The following is a 13,268-nucleotide window of genomic DNA, read 5'->3' as shown; positions in this document are numbered from 1 at the left end:
ATGGAGAAGCCTCATGGACCGTCGCCCGCTGGGACGCAGTGAAATCGTCATCGAACCGCTCGTGCTGGGAGGCAATGTGTTCGGCTGGACGGTCGACGAAAAGACCGGCTTCGCCATTCTCGACGCCTTCGTCGATGAGGGCTTTTCGGCCATCGACACAGCCGAGGGCTATCCCAACTGGGTCCCCGGCAATCCGCCCGGCATGAGCGAGACTATTATCGGCAAGTGGCTCAAGGCCCGCGGCAATCGCGACGCCGTCCATATCTTCACCAAGGTCAATTCCGGCAAGAAGCCGGGCGGGCTCAAGCCCGACGCCATCGCCGCCGGCTTCAATGCTTCGCTGGAGCGCCTGCAGACCGACTATGTCGATGTCTATTTCAGCCACTGGCCCGATGCCGAAGCCAGCCACGAGGAAACGCTGGGCGCCTATGACCCGATGGTCCGCGCGGGCAAGGTGCGGGCCGTGGGCGCCTCCAATTATACGGCCGAGATGGTCAAGGCCGCCCACGAGGTCTCGGTCATCAAGTCGCTGCCGCGCTACGAAGTGCTGCAGCCCCGCTTCAATCTCTATGACCGCGCCGAATTCAACGCCCTGCGCGATACCCTGATCGAGCAGGACATGGGCGCCGTGGTCTATTACAGCCTTGCCTCGGGATTCCTGACCGGCAAGTACCGCTCCAAGGCCGATTTCGCCAAGTCGCCGCGCGGCGGCGGGGTCGAGCGCTATATGGACAAGAAGGGCGAGACAATCCTCGCCGCCCTGGACAAGGTCGCCAAGGCCAATGACGCGACCCCGGCCGAAGTGTCGCTCGCCTGGCTCGTCGCCCAGCCCGGCGTGACCGCACCGATCGCCTCGGCCACATCGGTGGAACAGATGAAGAGCCTCGCCAAGGGGGCGCGGCTCAAGCTGAGCGAGGATGATCTCAAAACGCTGACGGCAGCGGGGCAGTAGGGATGCCACGCTCGCGAAGAGCTCGCGCCTCACCATGAGGGCTACTGGAACACCGAGCCAAAAGTAGCCCTCATGGTGAGGTGCGCTTCTTCAGCGCCTCGAACCACGAGGGCGTGGCGCGATACCTACCACTCAAACTCCGGCCCATTCACCCGCGCGCCCATCAAAAATACATCGCTCATCAGCCGTAGCGGGGCCGCATCGACATCGCTTTCGTGCCGCTCCAGGAGCCCGGCGAAATGGTCATACATGGCGGCATATTCCCCGTCGCCATGCTGCAGCACCAGTTCGTCATTGATAGTAAGCGAACGCCCGCCACCCTCGAGCTTGATGACATCACCCGCCCCCGTCTCGACACCTATGGTCCAGATTTCCCCGCTCTCCTCCAGCCAGTTGAAGCCGGCCGAGAGTTTGGGCTGGTGCATCTGCCCCGACTTGAAGGCGATCTCGACATCGATGGGCGTCTGCCGGTTGGCCGGGAAGGTCAGCCTGGCGCTTTCCACGAAAACCGGGAAGGGCATGATCTTGGTGAAGATGGAGAGCGCATTGATGCCCGGATCGCAGACGCCGAAGCCGCCGGGCTCCCACACCCAGTCCTGCCCCGGATGCCACTTGCGCACGCTTTCGCGCCAGTCGATGCGCACCGAGCGTACCCCATCCTGGGCCAGGATGGCCTTGGTGCGGTCCACAGCCGGATTCCACTGGCTGTGCCAGGTCTGGTACAGCACCCGGTCGAGCCGCCGCGCATGGGCGATCAGGTCGTCCAGCTCTGAAATCGTCGTGGTGGGCGGCTTTTCCATCATCACGTCCTTGCCGGCGTCGAGCGCCTCGCGGACATATTGATGGCGAATGCCGGGCGGCGTGCAGATCGACACCAGCGCCAGTTCCGGCATGGCGGCGTAAAGTTCGGCCGGCGTCCTGAACACCGGCAGGCCATTGTGGCTCAGCCCACGCGTCGAGACGGTTGCGGCCAGTTCGAAATCGTCCGATGCGTCGATGACCGGCAGGTGCTGGTCCTGCGCGATCTTGCCCACGCCGATAACGGCGATCCTGCGTCTGGCCATAGGCCGGCTCCTTCCCGAAAAGTCGGCGTATAGAACAGAGCCACCCCCACTCTGCCAAGGGGCAATTGTATGATTATTTTGGCGGCTGCCACAGTTCGATCTGGTTGCCCTCCGGATCGTGCAGGCGACAGAAGCGGCCGGTCTCCGCCGTGTCCCACTCATCCGGCCGGGTTTCGGTGGCAATGTCAGCCGCATTGAGCTGGCTCATCATCCCGTCGAGATCATCGACACGGAAATTGATCATCCACTGCTTGTCGGCCGGAAAATAGTCACTCGTCTGCTTGAAGGGCGCGAAAACCGTCATTCCCTGTTCCTGCTGCCACAGTTCGGTAATGCCCAGATGCTGCTCATACCAGGCGGCCAGCGCCTTGGTATCGCGCGAGCGGAAAAACATGCCGCCAATGCCCAGTACTTTCGCCATTCTCCGCTCTCCTCACCGGATGAGTATCGCCCTGAAGTCATTGACATTGGTGCCAGTCGGCCCGGTCACCAGCAGGTCACCCACGGCGTTGAAGGCGCCCCAGGCGTCATTTTCCGCCAGCGCCGCCAGCGGGTCAACGCCCGCCTGGCGCAGGCGTGTCGCCGTGGTGTCATCGACAAAGGCCCCGGCATTGTCCTCTGAGCCATCGATGCCATCGGTATCGGCCGCCAAAGCCGAAATGCCGTCCACCCCGTCAATGGCAATGGCCAGAGCCAGCAGGAATTCGGCATTGCGCCCACCCCGCCCGCCCTTGCCGCGCAGGGTCACGGTAGTTTCGCCGCCCGACAGCAGCACGACGGGCTTGTTGAACGGCCGGTTGCGCTGGGCGATTTCACGCGCCATGGCCGCATGCACCTGCGCCACGTCGCGCGATTCCCCCTCGATGGAATCGGACAGAATGGCCGCCTCGATCCCCTGCTCCCGCGCCAGTTCCGCCGCCGCGTCCAGCGACAAGGCAGCCGAGGCGATGGTGCTGACGCTGTTGCGGGCAAAGACGGCATCATCCGGCTTCGGCGCCGGATTGCCGTCGCCCGCCAGCAGTGCCCGGGCCGGTTCCGGCAGGTCCAGCCGATAGAGTTCGGCATATTGGCGCGCCAGTTCACGCGAGCCGGCCAGTGGAATGGTCGGGCCCGAAGCCACCAAAGCCGGATCGTCCCCCGGCACGTCGGAGACGACAAGGGTCGCCACGCGCGCCGGCGCGCAATGAGCGGCCAGCCGCCCGCCCTTGATCGTGGAAAACTGGTTGCGGATCAGGTTCATCACCCCGATGGGTGCGCCCGAGGCCAGCAGCGCCCGGTTGATGGCCTGTTCGTCATCCAGCGTCAGCCCCGGCGCCGGGGCCGGCAGCAAAGCCGAGCCGCCGCCCGAAATCAGCGCCACGACCAGATCGTCGGGACCGAGACCCGAAACCGTTTCAAGCATCCGCCGCGCCGCGAGAAACCCCGCTTCATCAGGCACCGGATGCGCCGCCTCGACGATTTCGATCCGCTCGCAGGCTTCGGCATAGCCATAGCGCGTCACCACCAGCCCGGTCAGCTTCCCGTCCCAGGCCTGCTCGAACGCCCGCGCCATCTGGGCCGAAGCCTTGCCGGCGCCGATGACAATGGTGCGTCCTTTGGGCTTTTCCGGCAGGTGCCGGCTCACGGCCAAAGCCGGTTGCGCCTGGGCCACGGCTTGGCGGAACATCTGTTCGAGCAGGGCGCGGTCCATCGTCTCTCTCGGCTTGCGATTCGGTGCGGGCAAGGGTAGCCAGCAATGGGTAGCGTGGACAATTGTCAAACGACCGACACAGAGTCCGACTAGCCGGCGGGGTAAGGAGTTCCGATGACAGAACGATTCGCGATCTATTTTGCCCCCGCCGCCACCAGCAATCTGTGGGAGCGGGCCGCCACCTGGCTGGGCCGCGATGCCGCCGATGGCGATCTGTTCAGCGGCCCGGTGGCCGGCATAGACCGCGACCGGCTGCTCAATCTCACCCAATCGGCAAATCGCTACGGCTTTCACGCCACGATCAAGGCGCCGATGGCGCTGGTCGATGGCGCCAGCGAAGCCGAGCTGCGCGCCGCGCTTGCCGAATTCGCTCCGAAACACCAGCCCATCGATCTCGGCCGGCTCCAGCTTGCTTCCCTGCAAGGGTTCCTCGCGCTGATGTTGGATGGCGAGAACGAGGCCTTGCAGGATTTTGCCGCTCATGTGGTCGAGGATTTTGACCCCTTCCGCGCCCCGATGAGCGTCAAGGATCGCGCCGCCCGCGCTGGCAAGGGGCTCAGCGAGCGGCAGATCGAACTGCTCGACGCCTATGGCTATCCCTATGTGTTCGAAGAATACCGCTTCCACATGACGCTGACCGACCGGCTGGCCGAAAGCGATGCACACGACATCGCGACGGCGGCCAATACCTGGTTCGGCCCGATCCTCGACGAACCCATCCTGCTCGACCGGCTATCGCTGTTCCACGAGCAGGAGGCCGGCAAGCCATTCCGCCGGGTCGGCGATTTCAAGCTCGGGGATGCCTCGTGACGGCTGAGACCCGCTTCCGTAATGCCCGTATCGTGCTGGCCGACAGCATTGTCGAGGGCAGCATCACCCTCGATAACGGCGTCATCGCCGCAGTGGATGAAGGCCCGGCGCAATCGGGCGAGGATTTCGACGGCGATTACCTGATCCCCGGCCTCGTGGAACTGCATACCGACCATCTCGAAAGCCATTACCGGCCCCGCCCCGGCGTGTTCTGGGATGCCATGGCCTCGCTCCATGCCCATGACGTGCAGATCATCGGCTCGGGCATCACCACGGTATTCGACGCCGTGCGCATCGGCTCGGACCCCGACCTGCCCGATATGGGCCAGCATGTCGAAAAGCTCACCGGCGCCATCGAGACCGGCCGTCGTGATGGCTGGCTGCGATCAGAGCATTTCGTGCATCTGCGCTGCGAACTGCCCGCGCATGACGTCATCGCCCAGTTCGAGGCCCATGCCGGCCACGAGCATACCCGCCTCGCCTCGGTGATGGATCACACGCCGGGCCAGCGCCAGTTCCGCTCGCTCGACGACTACAAGCGCTTCTACAAGGACAAGATCGGCCGCAGCCAGGTCGAGCTCGACGCCTATCTCGCCGCCAGGCAGGCCGAGCATGACCGCCACTCGGCACCCAATCGCGCCCATATCGTCGCGCGCGCCAAAGAGCTGGGCCTGCCGCTGGCCAGCCATGACGACACGACCCTGCTGCATGTCGAAGAGGGTGTGGCCGATGGCGTGGCGATTTCGGAATTCCCCACCACGCTGGAAGCGGCCTCCGCCGCCCATGATGCGGGGCTCGCCATATTGATGGGTGCGCCCAATGTGGTGCGCGGCAAATCCCATTCCGGCAATATCTCGGCCACCGACCTGGTGCGGGCCGGACTGCTCGATATCCTCTCCTCCGACTACGTGCCCTTCGCCCTGCTGCAGGCCGCCTTCGTGCTGCCGCAGCGCGTCGATGGACTCGCGCTGCCCGAGGCGCTAGCCACGGTCACGCGCAATCCGGCCCGCGCTGCCGGGCTCGAGGATCGCGGCGAGATCGCCGTGGGCAAGCGGGCCGACCTGGTGCGCGTGCGGGTAGTGGACGGGTTGCCGGTCATCCGCAGCGTCTGGCGGCAGGGCGAAAGGGTCAACTGATACGATGGCGCGACCGCTCGGCTCACTTGTCCTGGTCGTCGGCCCCTCGGGGGTGGGCAAGGACACGCTGATAGCAGGCGCCCGCCATGCCCTGGGCAATGACAAGCGCTTCGTCTTCGTGCGCCGCATCGTCACCCGCCCGACCGACGCCGAAGTCGAGGACCATGACAGCATGGATCCCGAGACCTTCCGGGAGCTGGACGCGGCGGGCCGCTTCGCCCTGTCCTGGGATGCGCATAATCTGCGCTATGCCCTGCCGCTCAGCCTCGATACCGACCTGGCTCTGGGCAAGACCGTGGTCGCCAATGTCTCCCGCCATGTCGTGGCCGAGGCGCTGGACCGGTATCCGAGCTGCGCCGTGGTCCTCATCACGGCCGAGATTTCCTGCCGCGCCGAGCGGCTCATCAAGCGCGGGCGCGAAAGCGGCGACCAGATTACCGCGCGGCTGGCCCGCGAAAGCGCCCCCGTGCCATCGGGCATCACCCCCATCATCATCGACAATTCGGGCCTGCTCGCCATCGGCGTCACCGCCTTCGTCATGGCCTTGCGCACCATCGCCGCACAGGAATGAACCCTTGCGCTTCTGGCGCGTTGCTCCGGCACGTCAAGCGTCAGGAGTTCTCCATGAATCGCAATGGTCTTTATGCCGTGATCGCCATCCTGCTGGTCGCGGTTGTCGGCTTTGCCATCTATACCTACCAGCAGCAGACCCGCCCCGGCATTGAAGTGCGCGTGGACGAGCAGGGGATTTCCATCGATGGCAATGGATGATGAAAACGACCGCCGTCAGGCCATCGCCACGGCGATAAAAGCCGAGCTGGAACGCCAGGCGCAAAACGGCGCGGTGCGCATCGATGTCGAGGCCCTGGCCGAGGCAATCGACATCGCGCTCGATCCGCCGGCACCGGCCGGCGAAGGCCGGCACCCGGACGAACTCAACGCCACCAATGATGATTGAGAGTCCCCTTTAGGCCCCTCCCCTATCAGGGGAGGTTGGGAGGGGGTATCCGAAGTCAGGCTGCGTCGGCGCCGCCCTTGCGGACGGCCTGCGATACGGCGAAATGCGCCTTTTCGACGGTTTCGAACTGCTGGCCGTCAATGGCGAAAGCCGGCAGCTTGACCGCGAGGAAACGGTAGCCGCCTTCGGCATGCAGCACCACGACGCCGAGCGGTTCGCCGGCGACTTCTATGACAATTGGCTTATGGGCCTGAGCCCGGTCGAGACTGCGTTCCTGCATTTGTGGATGCTCCACTTGCACATTGCGCGGGGCCAGAAATCACAGCGCGAAAACGAATCGCACTCGCTGGCCGGCAACGCTGGGGGTCTATCGGAAAACTGAGACGAAGGCGTGACAGCAGGTCACATTCGTTTGCAGCGACAGGTCCCTTGCCACCGTTTGGCGGCATGCAGGTTGGTGCGTACGAGCGGACAACCGGCATGGATAGTGAAGGTAATAAATGGAGACATCTTCATTCCTTTCCTGCGGGGTTGAACGACACGCGAAGCATCGGCAAGTGCCGATGCGTGACGGCAAGATAGGAGCGTTTGGTCGCGATTGCTAGACGCGCAGCGACCAGACAATGCAGTTTTTTGGAAAAAGACTACTCGACTTTGGACCTATGCCAGAAATCGGCGGGGGATTCATATTTTGACGTACGTCCATCAATGCCTTGCGCCCCTTGGCGCGCTTGAACTGGGCGAAACAATCTGTTGTTGTCGCCGCTTAACAAAGGCGCCGCCGCAGAAAATCGCGGTGCCAGGGGGTATACGACGTGTCCGATGACGACCTGCCAACTGCGGCCAAGGGCAAGCGCGGCGTCAAGCCATCCGGCAAGCCGACGCTCAAGACCATTGCGCAGATGACGGGCTTTGCCGTCACCACGATTTCCCGCGCCCTCAACAATGCGCCGGAACTCGCACAGGAAACGCGCGACCGGGTGCAGAAGATCGCCGCCGAGATCGGCTACCTGCCCGACCGGGCGGCCCTCCGCCTCAAGACCGGCCGCACCAATGTCATCGCTTTGGTGCTCGAGCCGGATGAACAGATCTACGGCTTCGGCTCTTCCATCGTCACCGGCCTCACCGAGGCGGTGCGCGACACGGCCTATCACGTCGTCATCACACCCCTGTTCCGCAATGTGCAGCCGATCGAGCCGATCCGCCACATCGTGCGCAACCGCATGGCCGATGGCGTCATCTTCTCCAAGGCCGAGAGTTTCGACGAGCGCATCCGCTTTCTCATCGACAGCGAATTTCCCTTTGTCAGTCACGGCCGCACCAACTGGCCCGAGCAGCACCCTTCTGTCGATTTCAACAACGAGTCCTATGCCTATGGCGCGGTGAAGCGCTTGGTACAAAAGGGCTGCCGGAAGGTCTCGATCGTGCTGCCCGACAGCGCGCTCACCTATACCGATCACCTCAAGACCGGCATGGCCCGCGCTGCCGCCGAGGCCGGCATCGAGCACGAATTTGCCGCCGACGTGAACCTGGGCAGCCCGACCGACGCCATCCGCAATTACGTGATGAAACGCACCAAGCGCCCCGATGGTCCGGACGGCTGGGTCTGCGCCTCCGAGGTCTCGGCTTTGGCCGTCATCGGCGGCCTCAACGAGGCCGGTCGCGTGGTCGGCCAGACCGCCCATGTGGTGGCCAAGCAATCCTCACAGATGTTCGCCCAGTTCCAGCCGGGCGCCGAAACGGTATTCGAGGATTTCGTCGATGCCGGCCGCCGCCTCGGCTCCGTCCTGCTCCGCCGCATCGCCGGCGAAGGCCCCGAAGGCTTGCAGCAGCTGACCGAACCGAAATTCGACTGGAAGGATTGAGGGGGCATGAGGTCATTGCCTCAGTAGCCCTCATGGTGAGCCTGTCGAACCACGAGAGCGTGGCACGATAGCTCCACTCGCTCGACCTCGTGGTTCGACAAGCTCACCATGAGGTCTCTGGAAGACGCTACCTGCCCCTACCCCTCTAATTCCTCCCTTAGCAATTCCAGCTCCAGCCACTGCTCTTCAGCCGCTGCCCGCTTGGCCTCGGCCTCCATCAGCGCCTTGGATTTCGCCGCAAACCCCGCCGGGTCACGCGTGTAAAAATCCGCATCGGTCAGCGCCGCATTGATCGCCTTGATCTCGTCTTCGAGCGCATTGATCGTCTTGGGCAGGGTTTCCAGCGCGTGCTTTTCCTTGAAGCTCATCTTGCGCTTGGGCGCTGCCGAAACCGCCGCCGTGGTTTGCACCAGTGCCGTCTTGCCCGGCTTGTGCGCCTTCACCACCGGCTCGCGGGCGGTGACGCCCTCGCCGCGCTGGATCACCATGTCGGAATAGCCGCCGGCATATTCGGTCCAGATACCATCGCCCTCGGCAATGATCACTGAAGTCGCCACCCGGTCGAGGAAATCGCGATCGTGGCTGACCACGATGACCGTACCGGCATAGTCCGACACCATCTCTTCCAAGAGGTCGAGCGTCTCGAGATCGAGGTCGTTGGTCGGCTCGTCCAGCACCAGGAAGTTGCTGGGCAGCGACAAAGCCCGGGCCAGAGCCACGCGCGCCCGCTCGCCGCCACTGAGCTTGCCGATAGGCGTATTAGCCTGTTCGGGGCCGAACAGGAAGTCCTTCATATAGCCCACGACATGCTTGGGCTGGCCGTTGATCTGCAGCGTATCCGAGCCGCCCCCGGTCAGTGCTTCCTTGAGCCGCGTATCGGGATGCAGCTTGGCGCGGCCCTGGTCGAGCATGGCCAGTTCCAGCGCCGAGCCGAGCCGGATGCTCCCGCTATCGGGCTCCAGCAATCCGGTCAGCATCTTGATCAGCGTCGTCTTGCCGGCGCCATTGGGGCCAACAATGCCGATCCGGTCGCCGCGCAGCACGCGGGTCGAGAAATCCTCGACGATGACCCGGTCGCCATAGCGCTTGGAAATGCCTTCGGCTTCCACCACCAGCGCGCCCGAGGTACGACCCTCCGACACCTGCATATTGACCGAGCCGGTCACGCGACGCTGCTCGCGCCGATCCTGCCGCAACCCGGCCAGGCGCTCCAGCCGGCCGACATTGCGCTTGCGCCGCGCCGTCACGCCATAGCGCAGCCAGTGTTCCTCGCGCACGATCTGCCGATCGAGCTTGTGGCGGTCGCGCTCCTCTTCCTCCAGCACCTGGTCGCGCCAGGCCTCGAAGGCCGAAAAGCCCTTGTCGAGCCGCCGCGTCACGCCGCGGTCGAGCCACACCGTGGCCTTGGTGAGGTCGGAGAGGAAGCGCCGGTCGTGGCTGATCAGCACCATGGCCGAGCGCAAACTATCGAGTTCGGCCTGCAGCCATTCGATGGCCGGCAGGTCGAGATGGTTGGTCGGCTCGTCCAGCAGCAGGATATCGGGCTTGGGCGCCAGCACCCGCGCCAGAGCGGCGCGGCGGCCTTCGCCACCCGACAGGTTTTTCGGGTCTTCCGCCCCGGTCAGCCCCAGCGAGGTCAGCAGATATTGCGCGCGATAGTCGTCATCGCCCGGCCCCAGCCCTGCCTCGACATAGTCAAGCGTCGTCGCATAGGCGCTCAGGTCCGGCTCCTGCGGCAGGTAGCGCAGGGTGGCGCTCGGCTCGACGAAGCGCACGCCGCCATCATGGGTCACATCGCCCGAGGCGATCTTGAGCAGGGTCGACTTGCCCGAGCCATTGCGCCCCACCAGCGCGATGCGCTGGCCCGGCGACACGATGAGTTCGGCGCTTTCAAGCAGCGTCGTGCCCCCGAAGGTCAAATGGATATTCTGGAGCGAAAGAAGGGGTGCAGCGGCCATGGCGCGGATAGAGCATAAGGCCCGCACAAAGGAAAGGCCGATCAGGACGTTGAGGATCCTGATCGGCCCGGGGAGACGGTAGCAGCAAGCCCCGTCGTCTCGGCAGCGTCACGGTTGGCGTAGTCCCCTCGGACCAACCACCGCCGCGCGATAACGGGAGAAAAGCATATGTTATTATGAGTGTCAAACTCATAATAATGAGCCGGCGAGAATTTGCGGTGCGCGAGAAAGCAGTTCGATGGTCAGCCCTGGAGTGGAGCCCCCCTCGCCCCTCGTGGGAGAGGGGGAAATCCGCGTTCAGCGGATTTCCGGGTGAGGGGGCTGCGCTATCCCATGCTTCAATGCCAGCGGGTAACTCAGCGCCCCCTCATCCGCCCGGAGCCTGCCTTCGGGCGCGAAGCGACCCGGAGGGGCACCTTCTCCCGCAAGGGGAGAAGGGCACTCAGCGGCTGGCACGATATAGCCCCCACCCATTAAAGGGACGCTGGAAGGTGTGCCGAGATTTGGGCGAGGGCGAGTCGAAAATGGTGGGCATCGAGAACCGGAGCGGAGCGTACATCAGTACGTGAGCACCGGAAGCGCAGATGACCGCCATTTGCAGGCCGCCATCGCGCAAATATCGGCATACCTTAGTGCGCCGGCTCCATCACCGCTTCCATCGCGCTCAGCCCCAGGCGGTCGCGGATGGAGCGCTTCTTGCTGGCGAGGTCGGCAATCGTATAGCTGGCCAGCACCTCGAAGAAGGCGCCCAGCGCCTCGCGCAAAGCGCCGTTGAGGTCGCATTCGCCGATCAACGGGCAATCGGCGCCATCCTCGAAGCATTCTGCCAGGGCGAAATTCTCTTCGGTCAGGCGGATGGTGTCGAGCAGGGTAATGTCCTCGGCCTTCTTGCCCAGCTTGATGCCGCCATGGCGGCCGCGCACCGTGGCCAGCAGGCCATTTTCCACCAGCGGCTTGATCAGCTTGAACAGGAAGAGCTCGGAAATATTATAGGCCTTGGCAATGTCGGCCACGCGGCTCAGCCCCGGCTCGTTGACGGCGCAATAGACCAGGGTGCGGATCGCATAGTTGGATTGACGCGTCAGTCTCACTTCGGACCTCTCTGGGGGCTGATCGGGCGCCGCGGGGGCAGGCCGGCCAGCCATGATTCGACTATGATTGCCTTCATAGAATGGCTCGTAGCTTATAACCATTCTAAAATATGTCAACTTAACTTGATCACTATGTTCATGTTTGTCGCAGGACCGTCCGCCTCTGGACAGGAGGTTAACTTCCTCCTATGAACTTAAGCAGGGGGACTTCACATTGAACAAAACAATTACGCGAGCCATGCTCAGCGAAGCAGCGGCACGACTGACCGGTCTCAGCAAGGCCGATACGGCGGCTGTGGGAGAGGCCATGTTTGCGCTGGTGGGGCAGGCGCTGATGGAAGGGGAGAATGTCAAGCTGACCGGGTTCGGCTCGCTCCAGGTGCGTTCGCGCGCCGAGCGGCTGGGCCGCAATCCACGCACCGGCACCGAGCATCGCATTTCGCCGCGGCAGACCGTGGTGTTCACGCCCAGCGCGCAATTGCGCGAGGCGATGACCCCGGTGGCGCCGGTGTCAGCCGGCAAGGTCCGCAAGCGTGCGTGAGAAATAGCGGCGATAGAGTGTCAGCTCGGCCGCGCCGATAGCAGGCGCCAGCGCGCCCAGATGTCCCGGCAACACCTGTGGCGGCGTATAGGACGTGATCGGCAGCAGCCGCAATTCGGCCTCCAGCCGCTGCACCAGCTCGCTTACAATGGCCGGCGGCAGGATGGAATCGAGTATGACCAGCCCGGTTTCGATAACCGTGGTCGTGTTGAACACGACCCGGGCCAGCGCCCTTGCGCTGTCGGCCAGCCATTGCTCCAGCACCGGGCCGAAATCCTGCCAGGACCAGTTGGCCGGATCGCTTCTGTCGATGGTGAAGCCGGCTGCGGCGAGCCGGCCTTCCAGCGCCGTCACCGAAGCAATGAAATGGGCCACCTGCGGGCGGCCATCGGGGCCGGTCACCAGCATGGAGCCGAGATTGGCCGAATTGTCGCTCGGGCCCTCCCAGAGCGTGCCGTCGCCGACAATGCCGGCGGCGATATAGCGCCCGATCAGGAAATAGATGAAATCGGCCGGCCGCGGCCTGGGGAAGGCGATCAGCTCGCCCCAGCAGGCGGCATTGCCGTCGTTGAACAGGCTCACCGTGATCCCGGTGCGCCCGCCCAGTTCCGCGGCGATATCGAGCTGCTCCCATAAGGGCCGCTGGCTGTCGGGGGCGTCGACCAATGCCAGATTGCCGGCAATATTGGTGGGCAGGGCCACCCCGATATCAGTCAGCCGCTCCCGCAGCCCGTCAGGCAGGCTGAGCAGCACCTCGTCCATCATCGCCACGATCGTATCGATAATGCCGGCGGCATCGGGGAAGACATGGTCGCGATGGCGATGGGCCAGCACCTGCCCCTGCAGGTTGAGCAGCAGCACATCGACATGGCGCCAGCCGATTTCGACGCCGATGGAAAAGGCGCCTTCGGGATGCAGCGAAATCGGGGTGGCCGGCTGGCCGCGCCGCCCGCGCAGCACTTCGCCGCGGGCGATCAGCCCCAGCCCGTCGAGATCGGTCAGGATGGCCGAAACGGTCTGCGGCGCCAGGCCCGACAGGCGCGCGATATCGGCATTGGACACGCCGGGATTGAAGCCGATCACCGTCAATACGGCGCGCTCATTGGCCCGACGCAGCCCGTGATGCTGCAATCCCCGTCCGCCCGCATCGAAGGCGTCACGTACCGGCTCGGAAGTCATGTCGGCACATTCCTAAAACACCGG

15 protein-coding genes are annotated in these 13,268 nt (G+C 64.2%); 8 read left to right on the top strand and 7 right to left on the bottom strand.

What is annotated here, in order from left to right:
• Window positions 1–13: 13 nt before the first annotated feature.
• Window positions 14–952: an aldo/keto reductase gene (locus FPZ08_RS18260; protein ID WP_146291626.1), complete on the top strand. Its 939-nt coding sequence runs from the start codon at window positions 14–16 to the stop codon at window positions 950–952.
• Between the two features lie 125 nt (window positions 953–1,077).
• On the opposite strand, the gene FPZ08_RS18255 is transcribed toward FPZ08_RS18260, so the two are convergent.
• From FPZ08_RS18255 to FPZ08_RS18245, 3 genes are all read right to left on the bottom strand, one after another.
• Complete coding sequence (locus FPZ08_RS18255; RefSeq protein ID WP_146291624.1) at window positions 1,078–2,016, bottom strand: Gfo/Idh/MocA family protein; 939 nt, start codon at window positions 2,014–2,016, stop codon at window positions 1,078–1,080.
• Window positions 2,017–2,089: 73 nt separating this feature from the next.
• Window positions 2,090–2,437 carry a VOC family protein gene (locus FPZ08_RS18250; protein WP_146291622.1) on the bottom strand — a complete coding sequence of 116 codons (348 nt, stop codon included), beginning with the start codon at window positions 2,435–2,437 and terminating at the stop codon, window positions 2,090–2,092.
• Window positions 2,438–2,449: 12 nt separating this feature from the next.
• Window positions 2,450–3,706 (bottom strand): glycerate kinase type-2 family protein, encoded by a 1,257-nt coding sequence (locus FPZ08_RS18245; RefSeq protein ID WP_146291620.1) that lies wholly within the window; start codon window positions 3,704–3,706, stop codon window positions 2,450–2,452.
• 114 nt (window positions 3,707–3,820) lie between these two features.
• Between FPZ08_RS18245 and FPZ08_RS18240 the strand changes: the two genes are divergently transcribed.
• From FPZ08_RS18240 to FPZ08_RS18225, 5 genes are read left to right on the top strand one after another with little or no spacing between them, the layout of a single operon-like run.
• Window positions 3,821–4,516 (top strand): DUF1045 domain-containing protein, encoded by a 696-nt coding sequence (locus FPZ08_RS18240; RefSeq protein ID WP_146291618.1) that lies wholly within the window; start codon window positions 3,821–3,823, stop codon window positions 4,514–4,516.
• A complete protein-coding gene (locus tag FPZ08_RS18235) occupies window positions 4,513–5,652 on the top strand; it encodes an alpha-D-ribose 1-methylphosphonate 5-triphosphate diphosphatase (RefSeq protein ID WP_146291616.1) in 1,140 nt (379 codons plus the stop codon). Before FPZ08_RS18240 ends, FPZ08_RS18235 begins: the two co-directional genes overlap by 4 nt.
• A 4-nt stretch (window positions 5,653–5,656) precedes the next feature.
• Entirely contained in the window at window positions 5,657–6,223 is a 567-nt protein-coding gene (gene phnN, locus FPZ08_RS18230) for a phosphonate metabolism protein/1,5-bisphosphokinase (PRPP-forming) PhnN (RefSeq protein ID WP_146291614.1), read from the top strand.
• Between the two features lie 53 nt (window positions 6,224–6,276).
• On the top strand, window positions 6,277–6,423 hold the full coding sequence (locus FPZ08_RS22065; RefSeq protein WP_186767073.1) for a hypothetical protein: 147 nt from the start codon (window positions 6,277–6,279) through the stop codon (window positions 6,421–6,423).
• A complete protein-coding gene (locus FPZ08_RS18225) occupies window positions 6,410–6,610 on the top strand; it encodes a hypothetical protein (RefSeq protein WP_146291612.1) in 201 nt (66 codons plus the stop codon). The genes FPZ08_RS22065 and FPZ08_RS18225 overlap by 14 nt, the downstream gene beginning before the upstream one ends.
• A 55-nt stretch (window positions 6,611–6,665) precedes the next feature.
• On the opposite strand, the gene FPZ08_RS18220 is transcribed toward FPZ08_RS18225, so the two are convergent.
• Window positions 6,666–6,890: a hypothetical protein gene (locus FPZ08_RS18220; RefSeq protein WP_146291610.1), complete on the bottom strand. Its 225-nt coding sequence runs from the start codon at window positions 6,888–6,890 to the stop codon at window positions 6,666–6,668.
• Between the two features lie 535 nt (window positions 6,891–7,425).
• Between FPZ08_RS18220 and FPZ08_RS18215 the strand changes: the two genes are divergently transcribed.
• Window positions 7,426–8,475 (top strand): LacI family transcriptional regulator, encoded by a 1,050-nt coding sequence (locus FPZ08_RS18215; protein WP_146291608.1) that lies wholly within the window; start codon window positions 7,426–7,428, stop codon window positions 8,473–8,475.
• A 137-nt stretch (window positions 8,476–8,612) separates the two neighbouring features.
• Here the strand turns inward: FPZ08_RS18215 and FPZ08_RS18210 are convergent, their stop codons facing one another.
• Both FPZ08_RS18210 and rirA read right to left on the bottom strand, forming a co-directional pair.
• Window positions 8,613–10,433, bottom strand: coding sequence for an ABC-F family ATP-binding cassette domain-containing protein (locus tag FPZ08_RS18210; protein ID WP_186767072.1), 1,821 nt, complete (start codon window positions 10,431–10,433; stop codon window positions 8,613–8,615).
• Window positions 10,434–11,062: 629 nt separating this feature from the next.
• On the bottom strand, window positions 11,063–11,524 hold the full coding sequence (gene rirA / locus FPZ08_RS18205; protein ID WP_146291606.1) for an iron-responsive transcriptional regulator RirA: 462 nt from the start codon (window positions 11,522–11,524) through the stop codon (window positions 11,063–11,065).
• A gap of 238 nt (window positions 11,525–11,762) precedes the next feature.
• On the opposite strand from rirA, the gene FPZ08_RS18200 reads away from it, so the two are divergent.
• Window positions 11,763–12,065: an HU family DNA-binding protein gene (locus tag FPZ08_RS18200; RefSeq protein ID WP_146293280.1), complete on the top strand. Its 303-nt coding sequence runs from the start codon at window positions 11,763–11,765 to the stop codon at window positions 12,063–12,065.
• Here the strand turns inward: FPZ08_RS18200 and FPZ08_RS18195 are convergent.
• Window positions 12,036–13,244: an ROK family transcriptional regulator gene (locus FPZ08_RS18195; protein WP_146291604.1), complete on the bottom strand. Its 1,209-nt coding sequence runs from the start codon at window positions 13,242–13,244 to the stop codon at window positions 12,036–12,038. The two genes, FPZ08_RS18200 and FPZ08_RS18195, sit on opposite strands and share 30 nt — an antisense overlap.
• Window positions 13,245–13,268: the final 24 nt, after the last annotated feature.

Source organism: Devosia ginsengisoli, from assembly GCF_007859655.1.
Classification (GTDB): Bacteria; Pseudomonadota; Alphaproteobacteria; order Rhizobiales; family Devosiaceae; genus Devosia; species Devosia ginsengisoli.
Note: the sequence above shows the minus strand (reverse complement) of the source record. Positions and strands in the feature narration are given on the sequence as shown.